Below are 26,034 nucleotides of genomic sequence, written 5' to 3' on the forward strand. Positions count from 1 at the left end.
ATCCCTTCGCGGCGTTCGACCTGGCGGTGGGTGTCGGAAAGGTCCAGAACCCCTACCCGCACTTCGCGCAGATGCGGGAGCAAGCCGCGGTTCACCGCGTGGCGCTGCGGGCGCGCGAGGCGGTCATCGGCGGAGCGGCCAAAGGCGGCTCACCCGACGCCGAGCTCTACGGTTACACCGTCGTCCGCTATCCCGAAGCGCTGGGTGTGTTGCGGGACGACGCCACCTTCTCCTCGGCGGGGTATCAGGCGTCGATGGGCGTGATGCTCGGCCACAGCATCGTCAGCATGGACCGACCGGAGCACACCCACTACCGGGGGCTCATCCAACAGGCGTTCAGCCGGGGCGCCATGCACCGGTGGGAGAGCGAGCTGGTCCGCGAGATCGTGGACCGACTGCTGGACCCGATTGTCGAGGCCGGCGGCGGGGACATCGTCAAGGCGGTGACCTTCCCCCTCCCCATGCAGGTGATCGGCGGGATGTTCGGCCTTCCCGATGCCGATCTCAACTCCTTCCACCGCGAGGCCATCGCGATGGTGAACATGGGACACGACTGGGACCGTGCCCTCCAGGGATCCCGGTGGCTGCACGACTACTTCCTTCAACTCATCCAGCAGCGACGGGCGGAGCCGGGCGGCGGGGACATCATCAGCGTCCTGATCGCGGCCGAGGAGGACGGCCAACGCCTCGACGACGAGGAGATCATCGCGTTCCTCCGCAACATGCTGCCGGCGGCCGCCGACACGACCTACCGGGCCACCAGCAATTTGCTCCAGGGGCTGTTGCGCCGGCCGGAACAACTCGAAGCGCTGCGGACGGACCGCTCGCTCATCCCGAAGGCGATTGAGGAAGGCCTGCGCTGGGAGTCTCCCATCACCGCCATCGCCCGTACCGCGACCAGGGACGTTGAGGTCGGCGGCACCGACATTCCCGCGGGTTCGATGGTGACCGTCAGCATCGGGGCCGCCAACCACGATCAGGAAAGGTGGGGTCCGACGGCCGAGGACCTCGACATCCGTCGCCCGAGCATGGCGCACCTCAGCTTCGCGAACGGCCCCCACGTCTGCCTCGGCATCCAGCTGGCGCGGATGGAATCCCGTGTCTTCTTGGAGCGGGTTCTCGACCGGATGCCCCGCCTGCGGATGGATCCTGACGTCGATCCGGCCCGCAGTGAGATCTCCGGTCTTGTGTTCCGCAGTCCGGCGGAACTCCGGGTGGTCTTCGGGTGACCCGAGCGGGGCTCTATTACGACCTGCGCACTGTCACCGCCGCCGACCTGGTCGATCGCTACGCGCTCGCGTTGACTCAGATCGAACGATCGGACCGCGTCGGGTTCGACCTCGTCCGCCTGCCGGAGCACCACGGATCGGATGATTCCTATCTCCCCGCGTCGCGGGTCTTCGCCGCGGCGGTCGCCGCCCGCACAACCAGGGTGCGGATCCAGTTGTACGCCGTGCTGCTGCCGCTGCATCACCCCGTCGCGCTGGCGGAGGAGATCGCGGTGCTGGACCTCCTGAGTGCCGGACGCCTGGAGGTTGTCGGAGCCGCGGGATACCGGCCCAGTGAGTACGAGATGTTCGGCGTCGATTTCACGCGCAGGGGCGAACTGGTCGAGGCCGGTATCGAGGTGCTGCGACGGGCGTGGACCGGTGAGCCCTTCGAGTTCGGAGGTGCGCACGTGCAGGTGCTTCCCCGGCCCGCCCGGCCCGGTGGTCCTCCGATCCTGCTCGGCGGGACGTCCCCAGCCGCGGCTCGCCGCGCCGCGCGCTGTGCGGACGGATTCCTCCCCAACGCGGCCGTCTACGACGCCTACCTCGATGCGTGCCGCGCCATGGGAAAGTCGCCGGGACCACGACCGCCCCGCCAATCCCCGTTCCTCTTCGTCTCCGACCGGCCGGAGCGAACCTCGGCCGCAGTGCAGCCGTACATCGATCACGAGGTGCAGACCTACAAGTCCTGGCACGCGGCCATGGACCTCGATCGCGCCGCCGGGCAGTACCGGGTGGTCACGCCGGACGAGGCGATCGAGCTCGCGCGTCAGGTGGACCTGCTGATGCTGCATCCGATGGTCGGCGGGCTGCCGGCGCAGCTATCGGAAGAGTGCTTCGACGCGTTTCTGCGCCGGGTGTGGCCGGCAATTCTGGAGGAGCAGCAATGACGGGACCTCTGAGCGGGCTCCGAGTGGTCGAACTGGGCGGAATCGGGCCGGGCCCGCATGCCGCGATGATGCTCGCCGACCTCGGTGCGGACGTGGTCCGGATCGAGCGCGGCGACCCGTCCGGCCCCCGCGCCCCGCAGCCGTGGGACGGCGTGCTCCGCGGCCAGCGCCTGGTGGTCGCGGACCTGAAGAGCGACGCGGGTCGGGAGACGGTCCTCCGCTTCGCCGACGCCGCGGACGTCCTAATCGAGGGGTTCCGCCCCGGAGTGGCGGAACGCCTGGGGCTCGGCCCGAACGACATGTCGGCCCGGAACCCCCGGCTCGTCTACGCCCGGATGACCGGGTGGGGGCAGGACGGACCCCTCGCCCAAGCCGCCGGTCACGACATCAACTACATCGGGCTCACCGGAGGGCTGGACGCGTTCCGGGTCGACGGGGGCCGACCAGTCCCGCCCCTGAATATGTTCGGCGACTACGGGGGCGGTTCGGCGTTCTTGGTGGTCGGGGTCATGTCCGCGTTGTGGGAGCGGGAACGGTCCGGGCAGGGCCAGGTGGTCGACGCCGCGATCCTGGATGGCAGCAGCGTCCTGCTCCAAGCCATCTGGGCACTGCGGGACGGTGGAATGTGGAGCGATCGGCCGGGCACGAATGTGCTCGACACCGGTGCACCGTTCTACGACACCTACGTGTGCAAGGACGGCAAATACGTTGCCGTGGGTGCCCTCGAGCCGCAGTTCTTCGCGGCGCTGGTCGAGGGACTCGATCTCGCCGGTGAGCAGTTGCCCGCTCAGTACGACCCGGCGGGGTGGCCGACGCTGCGTGAGCGCTTCGCCGCCACCTTCGCCACCCGCACGCGCGACGAGTGGGCCGACCTGTTCGCCGGACGCGACGCCTGCGTCACCCCGGTGCTGACCTTTGCGGAGGTCGCGCACCACCCGCACGTACGGGCGCGCGGTTCCGTGGTCGAGGTCGACGGCACGACGCAAGCCGCGCCGGCACCGCGGTTCTCCCGATCAAAGGTTTCAGCCCCTCCGGGCCCGCCGCTGGTGACCGAACCGGCGACGATCCTGGCGGACTGGCGGCACGACTCAGCTGGCGAGCGGACGAGGAGCAGCACAGCATGAGTGTTCACTTCGACTTCACCGGCCGCGTGGTGCTGATCAGCGGGGGCGGCCGGGGTATCGGCGCCGCCCTGTCACGCGCGTTCGTCAACGCCGGCGCGACCGTGGCGATCGTCGACCTGTCCCTCCACAACCTCGACTCAGATCTGGCGCAGGCGAGAAATGTGCGCATGTTCGCCGGCGACGTTGCCAGCGCTGGGGACGTCATCCGGATCGTCGACGCCGTGGTCACCGAGTTCGGTGCCCTCGACGTCCTCGTCAACAACGCCGGGATTACCCGTGACACCGTCGTGTGGAAGATGTCGGATCAGCAATGGGCGGACGTGCTAGCCGTGCACTTGACCGGGTCGTTCAACCTGTCCCGGGCCGCGATCCCGCACATGCGCGCGCGGTCATACGGTCGGATCCTCAACGTCACCTCCTATACCGGACTGCACGGCAACGTCGGTCAGGCGAACTACGCCGCTGCCAAGGCGGGGCTCATCGGCTTCACCAAGACCGTCGCGAAGGAGGTCGCGCGCTTCGGCATCACGGTCAACGCCATCTCGCCGAATGCGGCGACGGACATGGTTACGGCCATCCCGGCGGAGAAGTTGGCGGAGCTGACCCGGGCCGTGCCCCAGGGTCGCTTCGCCGAGCCGGCCGAGATGGCCGCCGCGGTTCAGTTCCTCGCGTCCGAGCAGGCGGGATACATCACCGGTGTCGTCCTCCCCGTCGACGGCGGACTTTCGATGTAAGCATCGGGTCGCGCGACCCACAGAACGCCATCCGACAGGCGGGGTGGCTTCTGCGGAGCCGGCGAGAAGAGGTTCCGTGAGCCCTAGCGTCGCGGTGACCGAGTGGCTGGAGTGCTCATCATCGATCCGCTGACGACGATCATGAGCGTATGACGGGCTGAGTGCCAACTGCGTGCCCTCGCAGAAGGCGGTCCCGTTCGCGGGATTGTCGGGGCGTGGCGCTCGTTTGGCGGGATCTGACGCTAGGTCAGGCTGGTGGCGTCCGTGATCCTGCTGTCTGGCTGTGCGCGGTAGTTCCCGGCTGTGTAGGGCTAGCCGTGTCCTATACGTGTCCAAGTCGCGGGTCGCGGCGGGAAACGTGCAGGTCATCGGGGGTTCGGGAGCGTTCTGTAAATCCGTCGCCAGAGCTAGCCAACTAGTGCGGAACTGAACGACCCGATCCGGCCGCCCTCCGATGCCGCTGTTCCGGGCCTCCGCTGGGCAGCAGCGGAGTCGGGCTCATGCCCAACCCTGCGTTCGGTGCGGCGCTCTAGTAGCAGTTCTAGTAGCAGTTCGTCTGCGTGCGCGCCGATCCGTGGGCGTCCGGGTGGTGCGCTGGCCAGCACTAGCGGACCTCGATGGACGGCTATGGACGGGGAGCGGCGACCTTGCACCTCGCTGCGAGGGGCTCATGTCCCGCGACGCCCGCGCGTGCGTCGGAACGCTTCAAGCGCGCGGTCGTCGGCGTCGGGCAGGGTGTGCAGGTATTTCTGGGTCGTCTGAATCTGGCTATGGCCCATCCGCTCCATAACGGTCTTGAGGTCCGCGCCGCCGGCGAGGAGCCAGGACGCGTGCGCGTGGCGGAGATCGTGCATTCGGACGTGGTGACCAAGTTGCGCTTCCTCCAGCGCGGGTAGCCAGACCCTGGTGCGGAACGTATTGCGCGATACAGGGTTGCCGCCGGCCATTTCGGTCGACGGGAAGAGTAGGTGATCACGGTCGATGCCGAGATGCTTGATCCTGGCGGCGAGTACATCGAGCAGGTCTTGGCTGACTCTGATTGTGCGAGGTTCGTCGTCCTTGGGGTAGGGCTTGACGATCATGCGTTCGCCGGTGGGGGAGGTCTTCTTCGACACCTCGACGATGGTCTCCTCAACGGTCAGGGTTCGTCGGAGGAAGTCGAGGTGTCGGGGGCGGAGAGCAACGAGTTCGCCCCACCGCAGGCCGGTCTCGATCGCGGTGAGGACGAGCGGTTGCCATCGTGCAGGGACCGCGGAGAGCAGATGCTCGAACTCCTCCGGGGTGACCGTGGGCATCCTGCGGGCGACAACCTTGGGCAGCTCGGTCTCGGAGCACGGGTTGAACGAGATGATTCGGTCTCGGACGGCCCGCTTGAAGATGCTGTGCAGCATGACGTGGTACTTCACCACGCTACGGGGTGACAACCCGTCAGCTACGGCTTTGGTGACCCAGCCCTGCACAGTGGAGGGCAGGATCTTCGCCATCGGCAGGTCGCCGAAGTAGGGCAGGAAGTGCTTGTCCAGGTACGAGCGGTAGCCCGCCTTGGTGCTGACCTCCAGGTGCCGGCTCGGCCACCAGGTCTGTTCCACGTAGTTGCGGAAGGTGACCTTGCCCGCCGTGCGGTCGTACCAGGCGCCCGATTCGACACTGCTCTCTGCGCGTCGGGCAGCCGCACGGGCGTCGCGTTCCGAGCGGAAGGTGCCCGCCGAACGTTTCCGTCCGGTGGGGTCGCGATAGATGGCTTGGAAGCGCGGGCCGCTGTCGCTCCGCCGCTTCATCACCCACGGCATGCCCACACCCCCCTCGCGCCGGTGTAGGCAGAATGTAGGCAAACGTAGGCAGACTCAAACGGATCTCGGCGGACTCGGGCGGACGGCGAATATGCCCCTGACCTGCATGGATAGCTGACTTTTATGCTGAGCTGTGTGCGCGATCAGCGCCAGAAACTCGGCTCACAACCCAGAGGTCGGGACCCTTCCCTGGTCCGATGTGCCAGGCGAAAATGACGTGGCATCAGGTCTCGTCCGAGGCTCCTCGGTGGCAAGAACCACCGCCCTCCGGCCTCGCTCTGCGGACAGCAGACCCTCGTCTTTGAGCATGGCGATGGCTCGTGCGACCGTGTTTGGTGCCATGTTGTGCTCGGCCGCCAACTCGGCGAGGGTCGGCAGCTGAGTACCGGCCGGCAGGGCGCCAGACAGAATCGAGTTTCGAAGGTCCGCGGCGAGTTGCTCGTACGGTGACTGCGGTCGGCGGAGCGCGGGCTCGGGTCGCGGAATCAGAGCCGCGATTTTCTCCGCCGCCCGACGGTCCGCGTCGGCGCTCCACCCGGCGTAGGTCCGCAACGTGGTGGTGCCGCCGCTGCCATGGCCGAGCCGACCGGCGACGGTACGCACGTCCACGTTGGCGGCGATCAGTTCGGTGGCGGAGTAATGCCGAAGCGAGTGAAGTCGGGTGCTGCGCAGCCCCAGCTTTCGGGCGAGCTTGCGGTATCGCTGGGTGACACTCGAGGGCGTGAGCGGCGAGCTCCCGTCGGGGGCGCGGGAGAAGACGAAGGAGTCGCGGGACCACGCGACACCGATCGACGCGCACGCAGCCTGCCGGCGCGCGCGAAGGTCCTGCAGTTGTTCGATCGAGTTCTGATCCAGCGCGACTCGACGCGTCTGGTTCGTCTTCGTCCGCTTCTCGACGTTTCCCCAATGGCTTCGTTCGATCGTGATGAGGCCGTCGTCCAGGTTGATGTCGGTCCATCGCAGGGCGCAGAGCTCTCCACGGCGCCAGCCCAGCAGCATGGTCAGGAACAGCAGGAGCGCCCAATCCGGGTCCCGCGACGCTTCGGCGAGTAGCGCTCGGGCCTCCTCGGCGGACGGGGGGTCCGGTTCGTTCCGGTGGAAGGCGGGCGGCTCGGCCAGCTCTGCCTCGTTGATGGACAGGAACTTCCAGCGCACGGCGCGGTCGAGGACGGAGCGGATGATGAAGTGCACCTTGCGGACGGTGTTGGGAGCCAAAGGCTCGCACGTGTGACCGGCCTGTGGTCGGTCGCTGCACAGGGAGCGGCACCTCAGAAGGCGCGAGTACAGGATCTCCAGCCCCTCGGCGGTGATCTTGTGCACCGGCTTCTTGCCGAGCGTCGGCAAGATGTAGAGCCGGATCAGCTGTTCGTTCCGCTCCCGGGTGCTGGCCTCGTGGCGGACCACTCCGAGCCATTGGTCGATCGCCTGCGCCATGGTGATCGCCGCCCGGGGCTGGCGTCGCTCATGGAGCTGGTTGAGCAGACGAGCCAGCTCTGCCTTCGCTTCGGGCTTGGTGCGGGCTGTCGCCCGCAGGTACATCTGCCGACCGGTCAGGGCGTCGCGGCCGGCGTAGACGCGCACGCGATACCGGCCTGAGGGGAGCAGCTCAATGCTCCCCTCCGCACGCCCCCGGACCACTGCCACCTCTGCAGGTTACGACAGTTCATGCCACGTTTCATGCCACGCGACCCGGCTTGGTGAACTCTACTGGAGTGAAACTGCAGGTCAGAGGCCGTGCCCCCGGGCAGATTCGAACTGCCGACACCCGCTTTAGGAGAGCGGTGCTCTATCCCCTGAGCTACGAGGGCGGGGACGGCCAATCCTGCCACGGGCGGGTGCGGGCTCGCCGCAGCGGCGGGAATGTGGGGGTGGGGGTTCGTGTTTCTCCGCGCATGAGCAACTCGACGGCGGCTGAACTCAGCCCGACCCCGTGGGTCCGGGACCAGACGGAACAGATCCTTCGGACCGGCACGACCGACGGGGTGACGGTGATGGACCGCCCGGTCGTCCTGATCACGACGACGGGGGCGAAGAGCGGGAAGCAGCGCTACGTCCCGCTGATGCGGGTCGAGCACGAGGGCCGGTACGCGATGGTGGCGAGCAAGGGCGGGGCGCCGGAGCACCCGGCCTGGTACGCGAACGTGCAGGCGAACCCCGAGGTGGCGCTGCAGGACGGCACGACCGTCGGGACCTACCGCGCCCGGGAGGTCAGCGGCGAGGAGCGCGCGCAGTGGTGGGAGCGCGCCGTCGCGGCGTACCCGCCCTACGCGGAGTACCAGGAGAAGACCGACCGGCTGATCCCGGTCCTGGTCCTCGACCCGGTTCGCTGACCGACCGGTCCAAATTCGCGCAGGCGTTCAGACGGTCTACCAGCCGTCCCCGTCGTCGGTGGGCAGCGCCCGGTCGATGGCGGTCAGCAACGCGGAGGCGACGAACGGCTTGGTCAGGTAGGTCGCCCCGAGCTCGCGGCCGGCGTCGATGCTCTCCTGCTGGACGCGGGCGCTGAGGAAGATGGCCGGGAGGTCGGTCATGCCCTCGCGCTTGCGGAGCTCGGTGAGCAGTTCGAAGCCGGTCATCATCGGCAGCCCGACGTCGAGGATCGCGACGTCCGGGGGAGTCTCGCCGAGGACCTCGAGGGCCTGCTGCCCGGAGGTCGCGGTCAGCACCTTGTGGCCGGCGTTGCGGCACCGGGCGGTGACAAGGGCGAGGATGTCGGGGTCGTCGTCGACGACGAGAAGGCGTGCCATGTCAGATCTCCTTGGAATGGATGTCGCTCAGGCCAGAACAACGTCGGCGGGGACGGGCAGCAACGGCAGTTCGACGGTGACGGTGGTCCCGACCCCGACCAGGGACGCGACCGAGATCGAACCCCCGTGGGCCTCGACGATCGACTTCACGATCACCAGGCCCAGACCCGTTCCCTGAATCGCGTTCTCCCGCGCCGCCGACGACCGGAAGAACCGCGTGAACAACTGCTCCTGCTCCTCCTCCGGGATGCCGATCCCGGAGTCGGAGACACTCAGCCGCGCCAGCCCGTCGACCGCGGCGCCCACGATCGACACGCGGCCGCCGTCGGGGGTGAACTTCACCGCGTTCGTCACCAGGTTGAACAGAACGCGCTCCAGCTGACCCGCATCGCCGAGCACCGACCCGATGTCCTCCGGGACGTCGACGACGACCTCGAGTTCCCGCGCCCCGAGGATCGGCACCACCGTGCGCTGCACGTCGGCCACGACGGTCGCCAGGTCCACCGGTTCCGTCACGGGTTCCGTCTGCCCCGCCTCGATGTGAGAGAGCGTCAGAAGATCCTCGATCAGCGCCAGCAACCGCCGCGAGTTCCGCTCGACTACCTCGGCCAGCTGCAGCTGCTCGACGTTCAGCGGCCCGCCGTCGCCCTCCACCAGCATCTCGAGGTACCCGATGATGCTCGTCAGCGGCGTCCGCAGCTCGTGCGAGACCGACGAGACGAAGTCCGACTTCGCCTGGTCGAGCTCCCGCAGCCGCCGGATGATCTCCAGCTCCTGCTGATACGTCTGCGCCTGCAACAACGCGGCGCCTACCGTCCGCGCGATCGCCGACACGATCGCCACCTCGTTGCCCGTCCAGTTCCGCGGCCGCGTCGTGTTCACGACCAGCCACCCGACGAGCCGCGACCCCACCCACATCGGGCAGCCGAGGTAGCCGCGGATCCCGAGCACCTCGCTGAGCTCCGCCGCCTCACCCGGCCGCAGCCGCGCGTCGTCCTCGACGTCGAAGACCACTAGCGCCGTGTCGTCCCCGTGCGTCCGTCGCGACAACCTCGCGATGCCCGCCGGTGGCGCCACCGAGTGCGTCAGTGCCGGCAGTCCCTCGCGCACCCAGGACTGCGCGATCACGCCGACGGGGTCGTCCTCGCTCGCCAACCGGATCACGACCCGGTCCGCGTCGAGCCGCTCGCCCAGCGCCGTCACCGCACGCTGCTGCACCGACTCCGGGTCCAGGTCCTGCCGGATCGCGTGCGTCAGCTCGTTGATCAGACCGGCGCGCTGCGCCTGCTCGCGCACCTTCGTCTCGTTACGCCGCTCGTCGGTGACGTCGCACGCGATCGCGATGAACCCGACCGGCACCGCGTCCGGCCCGCGCACGGCCGACACCGTCACCGACACCGTGATCCGCTCACCCGTGCTGCGCACGTAGGTCCAGTCACGGACGTCCGCCTCACCGACCCGCGCCGCCGCCACCAGCACCTCGAAACCCGCCGGGACGTCGAGCTCGGCCGCCCGCGCCGCGAGCTCCGCCGGGTCGTGCAAGAACGTCGGCACGCGCCCGAGAACGTCCTCCGGCTCGTAGGCCAGCATCCGCGCCGCACCCTCGTTGAAGACGGTGATCGCGCCGTGCGCGTCGGTCGCGATGATCGAGAACTGCGTCGCCGCCTCGACGAGACCGACGAACTGGTCCCGCGCCTCGCGCGCCCGCCCCTCGGCCTCGCCGTGCCCGCGCGCACTCTCGCGCAGCCGGCTCACCACCGCGCTCACGTTCAGTCCGATGAATCCCGCGATCGCGGTGTTCAGCGCCATGCGCTGCCACTCCGACGCGGTCCCGCTCCCGACCAGGGGGACGGCCAGCACCACGCCGATGCCGGCGATGCACGCCATCACCTCGCGCCGGGTTCCGTGCATCGCGAACAGCATCAGCGGCAGGAAGATCAACGCCGTGAACGGGGACCGCAGGTCCCCGGTCGCCTCACGCAGCACTCCCACCAGCGGCAGGGTGGCCATGGCGAGCAGTGACTGCGTCCACCGCGGCAACCGGTCCCACGGGAGCAGGAACGCCCCCAGCACCAGGAGCAGATAGCTCAGCGCGACGCCGGCGTAGAGCCAGGCGTCCTCGCTCCGCACGTTGAAGGCACCCACGAACAGCGCGCCCGACGCGACCACCGAATACGGCACGATGCGCGGCACGAGGCCGCGCTGACTGAAGGGCCCGCGCTCACGCGCGTCGCCGAGTGGGGTGGCCACGTCCTGAATTTCGGCCGAGCGCGGACGAAGCTGAAGGAAACCCGATACCGGGCACAAAGAAGGACCCCGGCACTCGGGCGGGAGTGCCGGGGTCAGCCGGATTACCTGACGGTTCGTCTGATCCTGTCCCGTTCCGTCCGGAACGGGGATGTGCAGTTACACGCTGGCGCTGCTGCGCGACCGGAAGATCGAGTACCCACCCGGGCCGATCGCGAGACCCACGACGATGAGGAGCACCCCGAACAGGATCTGGCCCTGAAGCAGGTTGACCACGCCGCCGACCACCAGGAGAACCGCAAGGATCCACAGTAGAAATGCCATGCCAGGAGGATTCCCGCGCCGCAAAGCGTGAAACGGCCTCAGATGTTGACCAGCGTCACGGTTGAACCGCGGGATCGGGACGATCCGGACATCGGCGCCGGCCGGCGGGCCGGGAAAGCCCAGCTCAGCGCGTCGCCCAGCGGATCCCGCGCACCAGCGCGTGCCCGCCGAGCGGCACCGCGGTGGCCTCCGCGAGCGGCAGCCGAGGCAGCCACAGCTCCCGGCTCGCCCACCCGGGCAGCAGCGCGACCGCGTTCGCCGCGAGCACCGCGTACGGGGGTCGCGCCACCCAGGGCAGCGGGGGAGTCAGCAGCAGGAACCGGGCCGCGTCCCGGGCCTCCTTCGTCCCGGTCAGCTCTGCCCGGTACGAGTCCAGGCAGGCCGTCAACTCGGCGACCGTCTCCGGCGGCGCCGGCACCCCCAGCTTGCGCGCGATGAGCGCCGTGTCCGCGACGTACCCGTCCGCCTCCGCCGCCGTCAGCGGCTGGGAGCCGAACCGCTGATGGGCCGTCAGGAAGCTGTCGATCTCCGCCACGTGCACCCACTGCAGCAGGTGCGGGTCGCTCGCCGCGTAGGGCCGGCCGTCCGGTGCGGTGCCGCGCACCCGCTCGTGGATCGACCGCACCTGGTCCACCGCGGCCTGCGCGTCCTCGACCGCGCCGAACGTCGTCGTCGCGAGGAACGCGCTCGTCCGGTGCAGCCGCCCCCACGGGTCACCGCGGTAGCCCGAGTGCCCGGCCACGCCGGCCATCGCCAACGGGTGCAGCGACTGCAGCAGCAGGGCTCGCAGACCACCGACGAACATTGCCGCGTCGCCGTGCACCCGCCGGATCGGCCGGTCCTCGGCGAACCAGCGTGGCCCGGGCGTGCCGAGGATGCGCTCGCGGCGGGCCGGGCCCTCCGGCCCGGCCACGCGCGCGAAGATCAGGCCGCCGACGCGGCTACGCAGATCCGTCCCCACGCCTCGACGGTAACTCAGCTCAGTTCCCACACCACCGTGGTCGTCACGCCCACCTGCTGGCTGCCCGGCGCCAGCGGCACCGACGACACGCCGCCCGCGTCCCGCGCGGCCGCCACCGGGTACGGGTACCCGCCGCCACCGTCGTACCCCTCGCTCACCGAGACCACCCGACCGAGGCGGCCGTCCGCCAGGCGCGCGTACTGCTCGGCCTTCTCCTTCGCCGCCGCGAACGCCTGGTCCCGCGCGTCCTTCGTCAGCTTCTCGGTGTCGGAGAACTCGAACCAAACGCCGTTGATCCGCGTCGCGTTCCCGCCCGCGGCCGCCGCCTCGGAGATCACCTTGCCGGCGGTCTCGAGGTTGCGGAGCTTCACCGACAGCGACTGGTTCACCTCGAACCCGTTCGGCGCCGGCGGCATCGGCATCACGGCCCGGCCGGACTCCGGCACCGCGATCGAGGGAGCCGGCGCCACCGGGTCGGCGGCCACCGCGGGCGCGTCGCTCATCGGCGCGGGCATCGGCTTCGAGTCCGCGTACGGCTCGATCGGCCCGTAGTGCTGGTTGATCGAGAGCTGCGAGGTCTGCATGTCGGCGTCCTTCACCCCGTGCTTGGCGAGGACGTCCTTGATCCGGCGGATGTCGGAGTTCGCGGCGTCGAGGGCGGCGTTGACGTCGTGTCCCGAGCGCTGCACCCCGAGGTCGAGGCGGACGACGTCGGGCGTCCCGCTCGCGTACCCGGCCCCGGAGACGGTGACGGTCCGCGCGTCGGACTCCCCGCCGGTCGCGGCGACCGACCCGGAGCTCCCGGACACGACCGCCCCGGCGGCGACGGCGGCAACGACGACGGCGGCAGCCGCACTGAGCGATGCGCGGCGGAACGAAACGGACATCTCGGCTCCCTGATCGGCGGGCGGGACGCGCCGGTGGCACCCGGCGTCAGGACACGGACGCAGGAGGAGCCGAAAACGTTCGCCGAGCGAGCTAGCCCGGCAGCTGCCCGTACGCGTGGGTGATCGCGAACGAGAGGACCTGCCGCCGCTCGGAGACCATCGCTGCGCGGTACTCGTCCCAGTTCGGGTGCTCGCCGGACAGTCCGCGGTACAGCGCGACCAGCGCCTCGACGGTCGGGTCGTCCGGCGCGGTCGCGACCGGGCTCAGCGCGGCCTCACCCTCGACCACGACCCACGACCAGAAGTCCTTCGACGCGACGTGCAGGCTCACCCGCGGGTCCCGCTCGGCGTTGCGGGTCTTCGCCCGGTCCGCGGTGACGGAGATCTGCACCCGCCCGACCTCGGCGTCGTAGCGGTAGATGATGTTCGACAGCTGCGGACGACCGTCCCGCTTCAGCGTGACGAGCACGCCCATCCGGTGCGCGGTGAGGAAGTCCAGCTGGGGCTGCGAGATCGCCATGCGCCCATCCTTCCCCCGATCAGCGACGACTCAAGCCGCCACCGCGTCCGCGACCTCCTCCGCCACCAGGTCCGCGTTCAGCATCGCCGCCGCCGCAACGCCCTCACCCGCGGCCACGATCACCTGCGCCCGCGGGTTCGCGACGTTGCCCGCGACCCAGACGCCGGGCACCGTCGTCTGCCCGGTCGCGTCCGTGACGACCCACCCGTCGGCGTCGACCTCGCATCCGAGGTCGCGGAGCAAGGCGTCGTTCGGCTCGAACCGCGGCGCGGCGAAGACGGCGTCGACCGGCACCACGCGCCCGTCGACCTCCAGCCCCACCAACCGGTCGTCCGCGACAACGGTCCGCGTCACCGCGCCCTCGACGACCTCGATCCCGCGCGCCGCGTACCCGGCGGCGTCCGCGGGCGGGACCGACCCGGCCGGCGCGAACAGCACGACGTCGGCCGACCACTGCCGGATCAGCTGCGTGTAGTGCGCGGTCATCGGGCCACCGCCGAGAACGCCGAGTCGCTGGTCCCGCACCTCGTAGCCGTGGCAGTAGGGGCAATGCAGGACGTCGCGGGCCCACCGCTCCCGCAGCCCCGGGATCTCGGGCAGGACGTCCCGCAGCCCGGTTGCCACCAGGAGCCGCCGCCCCCACACCGAACGGTCGCCCTCAAGCGTCACCCGGAACCGCTTGTCCTCGCGCTCGATGCCGGCGACCACGGCCGTCGTGATCTCCCCGCCGTAGCTCTTCACCTCCGCGCGCCCGAGTTCCAGCAGCTCCGCGGGGGACTCACCGTCCCGCGAGAGGAACCCGTACATGTGCGCGGCCGGCGCGTTGCGCGGCGCCCCGCCGTCCACCACGAGGACGGTCCGGCGCGCCCGGCCCAACGTCAGCGCCGCCGACAGCCCGGCCGCTCCGCCACCGATGATCACCACGTCGTATTCGCTCATGATCCGACGGTGCCCCCACCCGTCGCCAGAACGACAACCCTTGTTGCTGTTTCCGGGAAGCGCCCGGTGGGCAAGGATGACCCCATGACCGACCCGAACCAGGCGATCGCCACCGCCCTCGAGCAGGTCGGTTCCCGCCTCAAGCTCCTGCGCACCCAGCGGGGGATCACCCTCACCAGCCTCGAGGCGACCACCGGCATCTCCAAGAGCACCCTGTCGCGGCTGGAGTCCGGCCAGCGCAAGCCCAGCCTCGAACTGCTGCTCCCGCTCGCCTCGGCCTACGGTGTCCCGCTCGACGACCTCGTCGGCGCCCCCGAGGTCGGCGACCCGCGCCTGCGTCTGAAGCCGGTGAAGGTGCACGGCCGCACCGTCGTCCCGCTGACGCGGATGCCCGGCTCGATGCAGGCCTGGAAGATGATCATCCCGGCCGCCCAGTCCAAGCCGGGGGAGCTGCGCACCCACGACGGCCACGAGTGGATGTACGTCCTGTCGGGCCGGGTGCGGCTGCTGCTCGGCGACCAGGACCTGGTGCTCACCACCGGCGAGGTGGCGGAGTTCGACTGCCGCGTCCCGCACTGGTTCGGCAGCGCCGGCAGCGGCCCGGCCGAGATCCTCAGCCTCTTCGGCCGGGAGGGCGAGCGAATCCACGTCCGCGCCCGCACCCGCCGCACGAGCGCTGACTGATGGCCCGTCACGAACGACTGGTCTTCGACGGCTGGATCGCCGGCCTCGGGACCGCGTCGGGAACCCGGCTGGTGATCGGCCGGTGGCCGCGCAGCCCGTTCGGGGGCTTCACCGACGTCATGATCGAGGACGCGGCCGGCCACCGGCGCCTCCTCGCCCCGCGGCCGGAGATCGCGGACTTCGTCGCCGCCACCTACACCTTCGACGCCGTCGAGATCGCCCATGTCGGGGTCACCCGGACCCGCTCCGAATGGGCGCTGACCGCCGGGCCGCTGAACGTCGCGTTCGAGATCGGCCGCCGGACCCCGCTCGGCTACCTGCTCCGCGCCGTCCCGCCCCCGCTCGCCCGGCGCCCGGCCTGGATCTCCGCGATCGACCGCCCGGCCCGGCGTCTGTTGCCCGGCGTCCGGACCGTCGGCAGCGCCGGCAACGGGCGCCGCGAGTACTACGGCGCCCAGGACCTGCGCCCGATCACCGCCGCGGTCGCCTGGCTCGACGGCACCGGCCTCGGGCCGCTCGCCCCGATCGACCCGCCGGTCCGGTTCGGTTTCGGGTCGGTCCCGCCCGCTCCCGCGCTCGTCCGCGTGACCACCACCGTGACGATCCCGCGGTAGCGAGTACCAACCGCACCGGCTTCGTCGCGCTCAGTGAGCGTCAATGCCGGGTTTGCCCGCTTTGGTTCCGGCGTCCGTCACGCCGAGCAAAGCGCCGTCCAAGGCGGTGAGAAAGCCCGAACCCGCTTCGGCGTGTCGCCACATCATGAAGACCTGTCTTGCTCCTTGCCCGCCAGTTCCCGCCCAGAAATGAGGAGCCGTGGACGCCAACTTCGCGGTCCGCCGCGCTGGTGGTGTGGTCGTCGTGGCGCTGTTCGGCGACTACGACCTCAGCCGTGCCGCCACCCTGCACACCCAGTTGCTCGACGTGCTCCGCGCGCGTCCGACGGGCATCGTTATCGACTGTTCCGAGGTCACCTTCTGCGACCTGGCCTGCCTGCGCACGATGGCCAACCTCGGCCGTCGCTCGATCGCGGTCGGCACGTGGATGCGGATGGCCGGCCCGTCGCCGATCGTGCGCCGCCTGCTGGAGATCACCGGCCTGTGCACGTCGCTGCCGTGCTACACCGACGTCGAGGCCGCCCTGCGCGGCAAGGGCCGCGCCGCGGTTCCGGCCGGTCGTGGGGCCGAGGCTACGGCGGTTGCGTCGTGAGCGTCGCCTTCGCCGTCGTCATGCCGTTCCTGATGCTGGCGCTCGTGTTCTTCCTCGCGGACATCGAGTCCCGGCACCTCACCCAGCGCACGCGGATCGCCGACCGGCCCGCGACGGACTCCGCCGAGGGCCAGGCGCCGGCGACCGCGTGAACGCCGGGGGAGTCGGCTAGCGGATCGAACCCGACCCGGGAGCGCGGTTCGCGAGCAGGTCGCGGATCTCCTGCAGCAGCAGGATGTCGTCCGGGATCGCGGCCGGCTCCGGCTCGGCGACCTCGCCGCGCTGGCGCTTCTCGTTCAGCGTCTTCAGTGGCAGCACGAAGATGAAGTAGACGACTGCCGCAGTGATGACGAACGTGATCAGCGCGTTCGCGAAGTCGCCGAAGAGCAGACGGTTCTCGTCGTCGAGCTTGACCGTGCCGCCGGTCAGGCCGCCACCCATCACCACCTTGATGATCGGCTCGATGAACGACGTGGTGAACGCGGTCACGAGCGCGGTGAAGGCGGTGCCGATGACCACAGCGACCGCGAGGTCGGCGACGTTTCCGCGCATCAGGAAGTCACGAAAACCCTTGATCACAGCTGCTCCCGGCGTCTTGAGGGGGATTCTGTCGGCCCGTCAGGGCGAACCCACGCTATCGGTACGGAGCGCGATGGAAAGGTGACGCGTCGCGCCGGCGGCGGCCAATCGTGAGGCCTGCGCCTCATTCGCGGCCACGAGAACGAGTGCACCGTCGAGACTCGCGCGGCGGGAGTTCGGCACCGCGAGCACGCGCACCCCGCTCGCGACGACCTCGGCCGTGCCCAGCCCGACCGGGCGGTCGAAGCCCTCGTCCCGCGCGGCCGCGAGGACGTCCACGACCGCGCCCGCACGCAGCACGGAGGCCATGCCGGCGTCCGCGATCCGCACGCCGACCGCGAGCAGGCCCGGTTCCACCGTCGCCGGCCCGACGACGCGGACGTCGGTGATCGCCTCACCCCGTCGCACGGGTGAGGTGAGCAGTCGCCCGCGGGCCGCGGACATCTCGGTCAATGCCCCGTCCGGCACGGACTCAACCGGCAGGTCGGCGAGCACGACGTCGTCGGCGCCGAGCGGGACGCCCCAGCGCAGGTCCCGCGCCGCGACCAGCACCGGCACCGTCGGCTCCGGCCCGGGCGCGAGCACCGGCAGCGCCGCGAGCACCGCCACCCCGGCGCACGACCCGGCGAGCAGTCCCCGGTGCCGCGCGAGCAGCATCCGCGGCGTCGACGACAACGGCCCCCCGGCCGCCGGCCGCTGCCACGTCACGGCAGCTCGATCCCAAGGTTCAACCCGTCGAGCGCCGAGCCGCACGCGCAGGTCCGCTCGGTCGGCAGCGCAGCGACGACGTCCATCAGCACCGTCCGCAGGCGGCCGACGTTCTCCTTGAAGACCGCGAAGACCTCGGCCATCGTCACGCCCTCGCCGGTCTCGATCCCGGCGTCGAGGTCGGTCACCAGCGCCATCGGCGTGTAGCAGAGCGCGAGCTCCCGGGCGAGCGCCGCCTCGGGCATGCCCGTCATGCCGATGATCCGCGCGCCGGCCGCCGCGTACCACTGCGACTCGGCCCGGCTGGAGAATCGCGGCCCGTCGATCACGACCAGCGTCGCGCCGTCGACCGCCGGCCAGCCCGACGCCGCCGACGCCTGAAGCGCGGCCGCCCGCCCGGCCGGGCAGTACGGGTCCGCGAACCCGACGTGGACGACCCCGGCCGGCGGTCCGTCGTAGTAGGTCCGGTCGCGGCCGGAGGTCCGGTCGAGAACCTGGTCGGGCACGACGAGCGTCCCGATCGGCAGCTCGTGCGTCAGCGACCCGACCGCCGCGGGCGCCAGCACCTGCCGCACCCCGACCGCACGCAGCGCCCACAGGTTCGCCCGGTACGGGATGCGGTGCGGCGGCCACCGGTGGTCCGCGCCGTGCCGGGGCAGGAACGCCACCCGACGGCCGGCGATCTCCCCGACGACGAGCGGATCGCTCGGCGGCCCGTACGGGGTTGCGACGTCGACGGTGACGGCGTCGTCGAGGAACTCGTAGAGCCCCGACCCGCCGATGACGCCGATCTCGGCGCGGACGTCGGACGGGCCCGAGGGGGACATGCTCGTGTCGGTCATGGGCGAGGAGATTAGCCCCGCCCGCCGGTCAGACCCCGGAGTTGTCCACAGGCCTCGATCCGGCGTCGAGTCGGGTCAGGCCGCGGACTCGCTCTTCGGCGAGGACGAGCCGGCGGACGACGAACTCGACGAGTCGCTCGACGACGAGCTCGAGGAGTCGCTCGACGAGCTGCCGGACGAGTTCGACGACGCGGGCGTGGACGAGCTGGTGGAGGACCGGGAGTCGGTCCGGTAGAAGCCCGAGCCCTTGAAGACGACGCCCACCGCGGAGAAGACCTTGCGGAGCTTGCCGGTGCAGTTCGGGCACTCGGTCAGAGCGCTGTCGCTGAAACTCTGCACGGCCTCGAACTCGTGCCCGCACTCCGTGCACGCGTACTGGTAGGTCGGCACCGACGTTCCTCCTGGCACTCTCCGGCTGAGACTGCTAATTGTGCACGCTAGGAGCGGTTCCGGTCCACCCACCCGGCCAGGCGACCGTGCTCACTCACCGCGCGCAGGCGCTCCTCGGTGGCCCGCCGGATCGCCGTCGGGGTGACGACGAGCAGCTCGTCGCCCCGCTGGATGCGGGTCGTCCCGCCCGGGACCAGGGAATTTCCGCCCCGCACGATCAGCGACACGCTCGCCCCCTGGGGCAGCCGCAGCTCGAAGACCTCGACGCCGTGCATCTTCGACTCGGGAGGCACGCGCATCTGCAGGACCTGGGCGCCGAGGCGCTCCAGGGGCGCGGCCTCCAGGTCCAGGTCGACCGGTTCGGCCTCGGCGACCACCCCGAGCCGCCGCGCGGCCAACGGCAGGGTCGGGCCCTGCAGCAGGGTGTAAATCACGGCCAGGACGAAGACGATGTTGAACAGGCGTTCGTTGTCCGGCACGCCCTCCACGACCGGGATCGTCGCGACGACGATCGGCACCGCCCCGCGCAGGCCGGCCCAGGACAGGAAAGCCTGCTCCCGCCACGGCCACCGGAACCAGACCGTCGAGGCGAACACTGCCGCCGGCCGGGCGACGAACAGCAGCACGAACCCGACCGCGATCGCGGGCAGGACGTCCGACCCGAGCTCGTCGGGGGAGACGAGCAGGCCGAGCAGGACGAACAGCCCGATCTGCGCCAGCCAGGCGAGACCCTCGACGAACCCGCGCGTCGCGGGCCGGTGCGGCAGCCGCGAGTTCCCGAGGATCACGGCCGCGATGTAGACCGCGAGGAAGCCGCTGGCGTGGATCATCGAGGCGCCGCTGTAGGCGAGCACCGCCAGCGCGAGCACCGCGATCGGGTACAGACCCGAGGACGGCAGCGCGAGCCGGCGCAGACCGGCAGCGCCGAGGAACCCGGCGGCGAGCCCGACGACGAGGCCGACGCTGAGCTCGTAGACGAGCAGCCCGACCAGGTGGGGCAGGTCGCCCGCCCCGAACGCGTCGGTGGTCGAGAGGGCCACGGTGAGGATGACGACGGGGGCGTCGTTGAACCCGGACTCGGCCTCGAGCACGCCGACGAGCTTGTGGCGGACCGTCAGCAGGCGGAGCACGGAGAAGACCGCCGCCGCGTCGGTCGAGGACACGATCGCGGCGAGCAGGAACGAGACCTGCCAGTTCAGGTCCAGCAGGTAGTGCGCCGCGGCCCCCGTGATCAGGACGGACACCCCGACGCCGACCGTGGCGAGCAGCGCCGCCACCGGCACCGCCGGGCGCATGTTGGCCCAGTTCGTCGTGATGCCGCCCTCGGCCAGGATGATCACCAGCGCGGCGTAGCCGAGGGTTCGGGTGAGGACGTCGTCGCTGAACTCGATCCCGATGACGTCCTGCCCGAGCAGCACGCCGAGCCCGAGGTAGAGCAGGAGGCTGGGGAGCGACGTCCGGCTCGCGAGCCGGACCGCGATGATCGCGACGATCAGCACCGAGGAGCCGACGAGCAGGCCGATGTTGAGTTCGTCCAGGGTCAGGGCGCCCTCGCCCCCGCCGCCCGAGCCGAGGATCACGGCGCCTCCCCGGCCGCGCCGACGCGGGTCCAGCCCGCGGGGGTGAGGACGGCGTCGACCGGCGCGTCGTGCTCCGCGGCCGGCACCGAGTCGAGCAGCTCGCCGGTGTGCAGGACGACCGCGACCCGCGCCGCCGGGTGAACGGCGCGCAGGGCCCGGTCGTAGGAGCCCCCGCCGCGGCCGAGCCGGTGCCCGGCCCGGTCGGCGGCGAGGCCGGGGACGAGGACGAGGTCCGCCTCGGCAAGGTCCGCGGTGTTCGGGCCGGCGGGCTCGACGGTGCCCCGCGGGCCGGGGACCAGCGCCTCCGGACCGGCGTAGGTGCCCCAGTCCAGGTCGAGGTCCGCCCGCAGGGCGGGGAGCAGGACGCGGGTGCCGGCCGTCCGCAGGGCCTCCAACAGGGGCCGGGTGCCGGGCTCGGTGCCGGTCGAGACGTAGAGGGCCACGGTGCGCGCCGGTCCGCCGACCTGCACCGGAAGCGCGGCGAGGGTGCTCATCGCGTGGTCGCGGATCGCGTCGGCCGCGGCCGCGAGGGTCGCTGGGTCGAGGGCGCGGCGGTCGGCGAGGATCTTGGTGCGCAGGGCAGACTTGGCGGCATCGACGTCATCCCGAGACCCGGTTGCACCGCCAACCGCCATCTCGCCTCCGTCCCCCGGGCCGCTCCGGGCGCCGATCAAATCCTTCCGTACGAGCGGTGCCCGCGTCATACCGGTCCTGCTCGGTAGCCTGCGGGCATGACCTCCCGCATGACCAAGGCCGTCATCCCGGCCGCCGGCCTGGGCACGCGGTTCCTCCCCGCGACCAAGGCGACTCCCAAGGAGATGCTCCCGGTCGTCGACAAGCCCGCGATCGAGTACGTGGTCGAAGAGGCGGTCTCCGCCGGCCTGCGTGACGTCCTCATGATCACCGGCCGCAGCAAGCGTGCCCTCGAGGACCACTTCGACCGCAACTACGAGCTCGAGACCAAGCTCGCGGAGAAGGGGGACACCGCGACGCTCGCCCGCGTCCAGGCCTCCAACGACCTCGCGACCATGCACTACGTCCGCCAGGGCGAGCCGAAGGGGCTCGGGCACGCGATCCTCTGCGCGGCCGAGCACGTCGGCGACGAGCCGTTCGCGGTGCTCCTCGGCGACGACCTGATCGACCCCCGCGACCCGCTCCTGACGCGGATGATCGAGGCGCAGGCCCGCTACGGCGGCTCCGTCATCGCGCTGATGGAGGTCGCGCCCGAGCAGATCCACCTCTACGGCTGCGCCGCGATCGAGCCGACCGACTCCGAGGACGTCGTCCGCGTCACCGACCTGGTCGAGAAGCCGCCGCGCGAGGAGGCCCCGAGCAACCTCGCGATCATCGGCCGCTACGTCATCGAGCCCGCCGTGTTCGACGTCCTGCGGCGGACCCCGCCGGGCCGCGGCGGCGAGATCCAGATCACCGACGCGCTCCGATCGCTCGCCCTCGGCGACGGTGGCGGGCCGGTGCACGCGGTCGTGTTCCGCGGCCGCCGCTACGACACCGGCGACCGGCAGGACTACCTGCGCACGATCGTCCGGCTCGCCTGCGAGCGGGAGGACCTCGGCCCCGAGTTCCGGTCCTGGCTCGCCGACTTCGTGGCCAAGGAGATGGCGCAGTGAGGTCCGTCGAGGAGTACCTCGTCCACGTCCTGGGACAGCTGACGCCGATGCCGGTGCTCGACGTCCCGCTCACCGAGGCGCACGGGTGCCTGCTGGCGAACGACGTCCACGCGCCGCTCGACCTGCCGCCGTGGGACAACTCGGCGATGGACGGCTACGCGGTCCGCATGGCCGACGTCACCGGCGCCTCGCCGGAGTTCCCGGCCGAGCTCGACGTCATCGACGACATCGCCGCCGGCGCCGTCTCCAGCCGGGTGATCAAGCCCGGCACCTGCGCGCGGATCATGACCGGCGCTCCGATCCCCGAGGGCGCCGAGGCGATCGTCCCCGTCGAGCAGACCGACCGCGGCACCACCCGCGTCGCGATCCGGGCGGAGCCGGGGGAGGGCCAGTTCATCCGCGTCCGCGGCAGTGACGTCGCGGTGGGGCAGGCCCTGCTCGCCGCCGGCACCGAGCTCGGGTCCGCGCAGATCGGACTGCTCGCCGCGATCGGGGTCGCCCGCGTCGAGGTGCACCCGCGGCCGCGCGTCGTCGTCATCTCGACCGGCAGCGAACTGGTCGAGGCGGGCAACGCCCTCGGTCCGGGTCAGATCTACGAGTCGAACAGCTACATGCTCGCCGCCGCCGCGCGCGAGGCGGGCGCCGTCGCCTACCGCGTCGGGATGGTCCACGACGACGAGGACGCCGTCCTCGCCACGATCGAGGAGCAGACCACCCGCGCCGACCTGATCATCACCTCGGGCGGCGTCAGCGCCGGTGCGTACGACGTCGTGAAGGGTGTGCTCTCGCAGCTGGGCACCGTCGACTTCGAGGGCATCAAGATGAACCCCGGCAAGCCGCAGGGCTTCGGGTTCATCGGCGGCGACGGCCGGTTCGGCACCGGGACGCCGATCTTCACGCTCCCCGGCAACCCGGTCTCCTCGTACGTCTCGTTCGAGGTCTTCGTGCGCCCGGCCATCCGCCGGCTGCGCGGCCTGACGCCCGAGCGGCGCCCGATGACGCAGGCGACGCTGACGGTCGACCTCACCTCGCCCGCCGGCAAGACACAGTTCATGCGCGGCTGGGTCGTCCCCTCCGGCGCCTACGGGCTGCCCGAGGTCCGGCCGGTCGGTGGCCCGGGCTCGCACCTGCTCGCGGGGCTCGCCCAGTCGAACTGCTTCATCGTCGTGCCGGAGGACGTGACCGAGGTCAAGGCCGGCGAACAGGTCAACATCCTTCGGTTCGGAGCCCCCGCATGAGTGACCGCTTGACGCACGTCGACGCCAAGGGCGAGGCCCGCATGGTCGACGTCTCCGCCAAGGACGTGACGGTCCGTCAGGCGACGGCGACGGGCCGGGTGTTCGTGTCGCCGACCGTCGTCGGGCTGCTTCGTGGCGAGGGCGTGCCGAAGGGCGACGCGCTGGCGGTCGCGCGCATCGCCGGCATCCAGGCCGCGAAGAAGACCCCCGACCTCGTGCCGCTGTGCCACCCGCTCGCGATCCACGGCGTGACCGTCGACCTCTCGGTCTCCGACGACGCGGTAGAGATCTCCGCGACCGTCCGCACCGCCGACCGCACCGGCGTCGAGATGGAGGCGCTCACCTGCGTCGCGGTCGCCGGCCTCACGGTGGTCGACATGGTGAAGGCCGTCGACAAGGGCGCGGTGATCACCGACATTCGGATCGAGGAGAAGACCGGCGGGAAGTCTGGCACTTACAGGCGCGTCGAGCAGGGCGACTCGTGAGCTCGCCCCGGGCGCTGGTGATCACCTGCTCGAACCGGGCGGCGGCCGGGGTGTACGAGGACCGCGGCGGGCCGATCCTGTCCGCGGGGCTGACCGAGCTCGGGTTCGCCGTCGACGGCCCGCAGGTCGTGCCCGACGGGGAGCCGGTGTTCGAGGCGCTGACCGCGGGGGTCGCGGCCGGGTACGACGTCATCCTCACCACCGGCGGCACCGGCCTGACGCCCGGCGACCACACGCCGGAGGTCACCCGCCGGGTGATCGAGCGCGAGGTGCCGGGGATCGCGGATGCGATCCGTCGGCATTCCCAGGACAAGGTGCCGACGTCCATGCTCAGCCGTGGACTCGCGGGCGTCGCCGGGCAAACCCTGATCGTGAACCTGCCCGGCTCGCCGGGTGGCTGCAAGGACGGGATCGCGGTGCTCTCGCCGATCCTGCGGCACGCGGTGGATCAGATCGGGGGAGGTGACCATTAACAAGACCTGGCCGGTGCGACTCGTCGAGGGTCCGGTCGCCCTGCGCCCCCTGCGGATGCGCGACGGCCAGCCCTGGCACGAGCTCCGCCGCGCCAACCACGCCTGGCTCGCGCCGTGGGAGGCGAGCCGTCCGGTCGACGAGGCGCCGGAGATGACGTTCGCCCACATGGTCCGCCGCCTGCGGGCCGAGGCGCGGGCCGGCCGGACGATGCCGTTCGCGGTGACCTACGCGGGGAACTTCGTCGGGCAGCTGACGGTCTCGGGCATCACGTGGGGTTCGCTGTGCGCGGCCCACATCGGCTACTGGATCGACAAGGGCCACGCGGGCCGGGGCATCATGCCGACCGCCGTCGCGTTGGCCACCGACCACTGCCTGCTGACGATGGGCCTGCACCGGATCGAAATCTGCATCCGGCCCGAGAACGCGAACAGCCGCCGCGTCGTCGAGAAGCTCGGCTTCCGCGAGGAGGGCCTGCGCCCGGCCTACCTCCACATCGACGGCGCGTGGCGCGACCACCTCGTCTTCGTCGTCACCGCGGAGGAGGTTCCGGGCGGTCTGCTGCCGCGCTGGCGGGCGTCGATGGTGTCCGGCCGCCCGTCGCCGAGAGAGCAGTAGATCCGTTTTCGGACGTTCCGTCAGGCCCGAAACCTCTCTAGTCACATCTGTCCCGCGCGACACGCGGCGAGCTTCCCGGATCGCAGCCCTTTGCGGCCCTAACTTTGGGGGTCATGAGCGGAAGCGGCCTTCTCTACGCAGCGGTGCTCGGCGCCTGGGCCGTGTTTCTTCTGACGCGGTGTCTGAAAGTGACGCCGACCGACATCGACTGCGGAGTTCCGGAGGGGACTGTGCTGCGACGCCGCGGCGAGCCGGACCCGGCCGCCGGTACCTACTCGATGCTGCGCCCGGCCGTCCCACCCGCGGCCGAGCCCGTCGTGAAGTCCGGCGTCCGTCCCGTCGAGGTCGTCACGCGACCGCGTGTCAGCGCCGCGACCGCGCGCCGGCGTCGTCGGGTGCTCGGCACCCTCGTCTCCGTGTTCGTCCCGCTGCTGACCGCGAACCTGCTCGGCCTGATGCCGCTGTGGCCGGCCGCGATCCCCGCCGCCCTGTTCGTCGCGTACCTCTACGAGGTACGGGTCCGGGCGAAGAAGGCGCGCGTGACCCGCGTGGCCGTCGCGCCCGTCGCCGCCCCCGCCGGCCCGGCGCGGATCCCCGCGCAGCGCGGCACCCGGAGCCGCCCCGCCGACACCGACATGACGTGGGACCCCTGGCCCTCGGTCGAGGTCGAGGAGACCAAGCCCGGCCCCGTCGCCGACATTGCCGACGGCTGGGAGCCCCGCCCCGTCCCGCTCCCGACGTACGTCACCGCCCCCAAGGCCCCCCACGTCGCCCGCCGGATCGACGTCTCCGCCGGCCGCCCCTGGGCCGTCGCCGACGAGGACGACGAGGCCACCCAGGAGTTCCCCGCCCTCACCGACGAGCTGATCGCCGAGATCGAGGCCGAGATGGCCGACCAGGCCGCCGGCGAGACCTCCGCCGACGAGGACGAGATCGAGATCCCCCGCGCCGTCGGGGAGTGACCCGACTTCTCCTGCCTGGCGCGCCCATCCCGGGCTCGGGATACCCGCGCCGCGCCGGAGAAGATGAGGTCCGCGCCCCGGGGTCCGGCCCGCGTCGAGCACTCCAGGGCCAGTGATAATCTTTCTCCGCACTTCGGGGGCTGTGGCGCAGTCCGGTAGCGCACCTCGTTCGCAACGAGGGGGCCAGGGGTTCAAATCCCCTCAGCTCCACC

At 71.1% G+C, this 26,034-nt stretch carries 30 protein-coding genes and 2 tRNA genes; 16 read left to right on the forward strand and 16 right to left on the reverse strand.

The window, feature by feature from the left end; all coding sequences use genetic code 11:
- The first annotated feature begins 98 nt into the window (after window positions 1-98).
- Genes ABD401_RS00855 through fabG form a run of 4 tightly spaced genes read left to right on the forward strand, consistent with a single transcriptional unit; the run spans window position 99 to window position 4,016 of the window.
- Entirely contained in the window at window positions 99-1,229 is a 1,131-nt protein-coding gene (locus tag ABD401_RS00855; RefSeq protein WP_344600581.1) for a cytochrome P450, read from the forward strand.
- On the forward strand, window positions 1,226-2,158 hold the full coding sequence (locus ABD401_RS00860; RefSeq protein WP_344600583.1) for an LLM class flavin-dependent oxidoreductase: 933 nt from the start codon (window positions 1,226-1,228) through the stop codon (window positions 2,156-2,158). The genes ABD401_RS00855 and ABD401_RS00860 overlap by 4 nt, the downstream gene beginning before the upstream one ends.
- Window positions 2,155-3,282, forward strand: a complete 1,128-nt coding sequence (locus ABD401_RS00865) for a CaiB/BaiF CoA transferase family protein (protein WP_344600585.1) — start codon at window positions 2,155-2,157, stop codon at window positions 3,280-3,282. Before ABD401_RS00860 ends, ABD401_RS00865 begins: the two co-directional genes overlap by 4 nt.
- Window positions 3,279-4,016, forward strand: a complete 738-nt coding sequence (fabG, locus tag ABD401_RS00870) for a 3-oxoacyl-ACP reductase FabG (protein WP_344600587.1) — start codon at window positions 3,279-3,281, stop codon at window positions 4,014-4,016. Before ABD401_RS00865 ends, fabG begins: the two co-directional genes overlap by 4 nt.
- 668 nt (window positions 4,017-4,684) lie before the next feature.
- On the opposite strand, the gene ABD401_RS00875 is transcribed toward fabG, so the two are convergent.
- The 3 genes from ABD401_RS00875 to ABD401_RS00885 all read right to left on the reverse strand — a co-directional run bounded on the left by ABD401_RS00875 (window position 4,685) and on the right by ABD401_RS00885 (window position 7,614).
- Window positions 4,685-5,806, reverse strand: a complete 1,122-nt coding sequence (locus ABD401_RS00875) for a tyrosine-type recombinase/integrase (RefSeq protein WP_344600589.1) — start codon at window positions 5,804-5,806, stop codon at window positions 4,685-4,687.
- A 162-nt stretch (window positions 5,807-5,968) separates the two neighbouring features.
- Window positions 5,969-7,450 (reverse strand): tyrosine-type recombinase/integrase, encoded by a 1,482-nt coding sequence (locus ABD401_RS00880; protein ID WP_344600591.1) that lies wholly within the window; start codon window positions 7,448-7,450, stop codon window positions 5,969-5,971.
- 91 nt (window positions 7,451-7,541) lie between these two features.
- Window positions 7,542-7,614 (reverse strand) — tRNA-Arg (locus ABD401_RS00885).
- Window positions 7,615-7,698: 84 nt separating this feature from the next.
- Between ABD401_RS00885 and ABD401_RS00890 the strand changes: the two genes are divergently transcribed.
- Entirely contained in the window at window positions 7,699-8,136 is a 438-nt protein-coding gene (locus ABD401_RS00890; protein WP_344600593.1) for a nitroreductase family deazaflavin-dependent oxidoreductase, read from the forward strand.
- A 36-nt stretch (window positions 8,137-8,172) separates the two neighbouring features.
- Here the strand turns inward: ABD401_RS00890 and ABD401_RS00895 are convergent, their stop codons facing one another.
- From ABD401_RS00895 to ABD401_RS00925, 7 genes are all read right to left on the reverse strand, one after another.
- Window positions 8,173-8,553, reverse strand: a complete 381-nt coding sequence (locus tag ABD401_RS00895) for a response regulator (protein ID WP_019873327.1) — start codon at window positions 8,551-8,553, stop codon at window positions 8,173-8,175.
- Between the two features lie 27 nt (window positions 8,554-8,580).
- Entirely contained in the window at window positions 8,581-10,803 is a 2,223-nt protein-coding gene (locus ABD401_RS00900) for a PAS domain-containing sensor histidine kinase (RefSeq protein WP_344600598.1), read from the reverse strand.
- A 156-nt stretch (window positions 10,804-10,959) separates the two neighbouring features.
- Complete coding sequence (locus tag ABD401_RS00905; RefSeq protein ID WP_019873325.1) at window positions 10,960-11,124, reverse strand: GPGG-motif small membrane protein; 165 nt, start codon at window positions 11,122-11,124, stop codon at window positions 10,960-10,962.
- Between the two features lie 124 nt (window positions 11,125-11,248).
- On the reverse strand, window positions 11,249-12,085 hold the full coding sequence (locus tag ABD401_RS00910; protein ID WP_344600600.1) for an oxygenase MpaB family protein: 837 nt from the start codon (window positions 12,083-12,085) through the stop codon (window positions 11,249-11,251).
- Between the two features lie 14 nt (window positions 12,086-12,099).
- Complete coding sequence (locus tag ABD401_RS00915) at window positions 12,100-12,972, reverse strand: SIMPL domain-containing protein (protein ID WP_344600602.1); 873 nt, start codon at window positions 12,970-12,972, stop codon at window positions 12,100-12,102.
- A gap of 91 nt (window positions 12,973-13,063) precedes the next feature.
- A complete protein-coding gene (locus ABD401_RS00920; RefSeq protein ID WP_344600604.1) occupies window positions 13,064-13,492 on the reverse strand; it encodes a PPOX class F420-dependent oxidoreductase in 429 nt (142 codons plus the stop codon).
- A 30-nt stretch (window positions 13,493-13,522) separates the two neighbouring features.
- Complete coding sequence (locus ABD401_RS00925) at window positions 13,523-14,431, reverse strand: NAD(P)/FAD-dependent oxidoreductase (RefSeq protein WP_344600606.1); 909 nt, start codon at window positions 14,429-14,431, stop codon at window positions 13,523-13,525.
- A gap of 84 nt (window positions 14,432-14,515) precedes the next feature.
- On the opposite strand from ABD401_RS00925, the gene ABD401_RS00930 reads away from it, so the two are divergent.
- The 4 genes from ABD401_RS00930 to ABD401_RS00945 all read left to right on the forward strand — a co-directional run bounded on the left by ABD401_RS00930 (window position 14,516) and on the right by ABD401_RS00945 (window position 16,473).
- Entirely contained in the window at window positions 14,516-15,115 is a 600-nt protein-coding gene (locus ABD401_RS00930; protein WP_344600608.1) for a helix-turn-helix domain-containing protein, read from the forward strand.
- Complete coding sequence (locus ABD401_RS00935) at window positions 15,115-15,729, forward strand: hypothetical protein (protein WP_344600610.1); 615 nt, start codon at window positions 15,115-15,117, stop codon at window positions 15,727-15,729. Before ABD401_RS00930 ends, ABD401_RS00935 begins: the two co-directional genes overlap by 1 nt.
- Window positions 15,730-15,928: 199 nt before the next feature.
- Entirely contained in the window at window positions 15,929-16,321 is a 393-nt protein-coding gene (locus ABD401_RS00940; protein WP_344600612.1) for an STAS domain-containing protein, read from the forward strand.
- Window positions 16,318-16,473 (forward strand): hypothetical protein, encoded by a 156-nt coding sequence (locus ABD401_RS00945; RefSeq protein WP_344600614.1) that lies wholly within the window; start codon window positions 16,318-16,320, stop codon window positions 16,471-16,473. Before ABD401_RS00940 ends, ABD401_RS00945 begins: the two co-directional genes overlap by 4 nt.
- Window positions 16,474-16,489: 16 nt before the next feature.
- Here ABD401_RS00945 and mscL read toward each other — a convergent pair whose 3' ends face one another.
- The 6 genes from mscL to ABD401_RS00975 all read right to left on the reverse strand — a co-directional run bounded on the left by mscL (window position 16,490) and on the right by ABD401_RS00975 (window position 21,055).
- Entirely contained in the window at window positions 16,490-16,900 is a 411-nt protein-coding gene (gene mscL / locus ABD401_RS00950) for a large conductance mechanosensitive channel protein MscL (RefSeq protein ID WP_344600616.1), read from the reverse strand.
- A 39-nt stretch (window positions 16,901-16,939) separates the two neighbouring features.
- Window positions 16,940-17,608 carry a Flp pilus assembly protein CpaB gene (gene cpaB / locus ABD401_RS00955; RefSeq protein ID WP_344600618.1) on the reverse strand — a complete coding sequence of 223 codons (669 nt, stop codon included), beginning with the start codon at window positions 17,606-17,608 and terminating at the stop codon, window positions 16,940-16,942.
- The gene (locus ABD401_RS00960) at window positions 17,605-18,450 is read right to left on the reverse strand and encodes an S-methyl-5'-thioadenosine phosphorylase (protein WP_344600620.1); all 846 of its coding nucleotides are present in this window, start codon (window positions 18,448-18,450) and stop codon (window positions 17,605-17,607) included. The genes cpaB and ABD401_RS00960 overlap by 4 nt, the downstream gene beginning before the upstream one ends.
- 75 nt (window positions 18,451-18,525) lie before the next feature.
- A complete protein-coding gene (locus ABD401_RS00965; protein WP_344600622.1) occupies window positions 18,526-18,840 on the reverse strand; it encodes an FmdB family zinc ribbon protein in 315 nt (104 codons plus the stop codon).
- A gap of 47 nt (window positions 18,841-18,887) precedes the next feature.
- The gene (locus tag ABD401_RS00970; RefSeq protein WP_344600624.1) at window positions 18,888-20,420 is read right to left on the reverse strand and encodes a potassium/proton antiporter; all 1,533 of its coding nucleotides are present in this window, start codon (window positions 20,418-20,420) and stop codon (window positions 18,888-18,890) included.
- A complete protein-coding gene (locus tag ABD401_RS00975) occupies window positions 20,417-21,055 on the reverse strand; it encodes a 5-formyltetrahydrofolate cyclo-ligase (protein ID WP_344600626.1) in 639 nt (212 codons plus the stop codon). Before ABD401_RS00975 ends, ABD401_RS00970 begins: the two co-directional genes overlap by 4 nt.
- A 96-nt stretch (window positions 21,056-21,151) precedes the next feature.
- Between ABD401_RS00975 and galU the strand changes: the two genes are divergently transcribed.
- From galU to ABD401_RS01010, 7 genes are all read left to right on the forward strand, one after another.
- A complete protein-coding gene (gene galU / locus ABD401_RS00980; RefSeq protein ID WP_344600628.1) occupies window positions 21,152-22,048 on the forward strand; it encodes a UTP--glucose-1-phosphate uridylyltransferase GalU in 897 nt (298 codons plus the stop codon).
- Window positions 22,045-23,286: a molybdotransferase-like divisome protein Glp gene (gene glp, locus ABD401_RS00985; protein WP_344600630.1), complete on the forward strand. Its 1,242-nt coding sequence runs from the start codon at window positions 22,045-22,047 to the stop codon at window positions 23,284-23,286. The genes galU and glp overlap by 4 nt, the downstream gene beginning before the upstream one ends.
- The gene (gene moaC, locus ABD401_RS00990) at window positions 23,283-23,771 is read left to right on the forward strand and encodes a cyclic pyranopterin monophosphate synthase MoaC (RefSeq protein WP_344600632.1); all 489 of its coding nucleotides are present in this window, start codon (window positions 23,283-23,285) and stop codon (window positions 23,769-23,771) included. The genes glp and moaC overlap by 4 nt, the downstream gene beginning before the upstream one ends.
- On the forward strand, window positions 23,768-24,244 hold the full coding sequence (locus ABD401_RS00995; RefSeq protein ID WP_344600634.1) for a MogA/MoaB family molybdenum cofactor biosynthesis protein: 477 nt from the start codon (window positions 23,768-23,770) through the stop codon (window positions 24,242-24,244). The genes moaC and ABD401_RS00995 overlap by 4 nt, the downstream gene beginning before the upstream one ends.
- Window positions 24,240-24,860, forward strand: coding sequence for a GNAT family N-acetyltransferase (locus tag ABD401_RS01000; RefSeq protein ID WP_425566031.1), 621 nt, complete (start codon window positions 24,240-24,242; stop codon window positions 24,858-24,860). Before ABD401_RS00995 ends, ABD401_RS01000 begins: the two co-directional genes overlap by 5 nt.
- 113 nt (window positions 24,861-24,973) lie before the next feature.
- Complete coding sequence (locus ABD401_RS01005) at window positions 24,974-25,822, forward strand: hypothetical protein (RefSeq protein WP_344600636.1); 849 nt, start codon at window positions 24,974-24,976, stop codon at window positions 25,820-25,822.
- A gap of 136 nt (window positions 25,823-25,958) precedes the next feature.
- Window positions 25,959-26,032, forward strand: a tRNA-Ala gene (locus ABD401_RS01010).
- The last annotated feature ends 2 nt before the right edge of the window (window positions 26,033-26,034 follow it).

This window comes from Sporichthya brevicatena (assembly GCF_039525035.1).
Lineage (GTDB): Bacteria > Actinomycetota > Actinomycetes > Sporichthyales > Sporichthyaceae > Sporichthya > Sporichthya brevicatena.

Excerpts from the sequence above, each read along its gene's own strand:
- ABD401_RS00915 (WP_344600602.1), bottom strand. The coding sequence starts at position 12,972 with ATGTCCGTTTCGTTCCGCCGCGCATCGCTCAGTGCGGCTGCCGCCGTC.
- ABD401_RS01005 (WP_344600636.1), top strand. The coding sequence starts at position 24,974 with ATGAGCGGAAGCGGCCTTCTCTACGCAGCGGTGCTCGGCGCCTGGGCC.
- ABD401_RS00865 (WP_344600585.1), top strand. The coding sequence starts at position 2,155 with ATGACGGGACCTCTGAGCGGGCTCCGAGTGGTCGAACTGGGCGGAATC.
- ABD401_RS00975 (WP_344600626.1), bottom strand. The coding sequence starts at position 21,055 with ATGGCGGTTGGCGGTGCAACCGGGTCTCGGGATGACGTCGATGCCGCC.
- galU (WP_344600628.1), top strand. The coding sequence starts at position 21,152 with ATGACCTCCCGCATGACCAAGGCCGTCATCCCGGCCGCCGGCCTGGGC.
- ABD401_RS00930 (WP_344600608.1), top strand. The coding sequence starts at position 14,516 with ATGACCGACCCGAACCAGGCGATCGCCACCGCCCTCGAGCAGGTCGGT.
- ABD401_RS00890 (WP_344600593.1), top strand. The coding sequence starts at position 7,699 with ATGAGCAACTCGACGGCGGCTGAACTCAGCCCGACCCCGTGGGTCCGG.
- ABD401_RS00895 (WP_019873327.1), bottom strand. The coding sequence starts at position 8,553 with ATGGCACGCCTTCTCGTCGTCGACGACGACCCCGACATCCTCGCCCTT.
- fabG (WP_344600587.1), top strand. The coding sequence starts at position 3,279 with ATGAGTGTTCACTTCGACTTCACCGGCCGCGTGGTGCTGATCAGCGGG.
- ABD401_RS00905 (WP_019873325.1), bottom strand. The coding sequence starts at position 11,124 with ATGGCATTTCTACTGTGGATCCTTGCGGTTCTCCTGGTGGTCGGCGGC.
- moaC (WP_344600632.1), top strand. The coding sequence starts at position 23,283 with ATGAGTGACCGCTTGACGCACGTCGACGCCAAGGGCGAGGCCCGCATG.
- ABD401_RS00875 (WP_344600589.1), bottom strand. The coding sequence starts at position 5,806 with ATGCCGTGGGTGATGAAGCGGCGGAGCGACAGCGGCCCGCGCTTCCAA.
- ABD401_RS00920 (WP_344600604.1), bottom strand. The coding sequence starts at position 13,492 with ATGGCGATCTCGCAGCCCCAGCTGGACTTCCTCACCGCGCACCGGATG.
- ABD401_RS00925 (WP_344600606.1), bottom strand. The coding sequence starts at position 14,431 with ATGAGCGAATACGACGTGGTGATCATCGGTGGCGGAGCGGCCGGGCTG.
- ABD401_RS00960 (WP_344600620.1), bottom strand. The coding sequence starts at position 18,450 with ATGACCGACACGAGCATGTCCCCCTCGGGCCCGTCCGACGTCCGCGCC.
- ABD401_RS00935 (WP_344600610.1), top strand. The coding sequence starts at position 15,115 with ATGGCCCGTCACGAACGACTGGTCTTCGACGGCTGGATCGCCGGCCTC.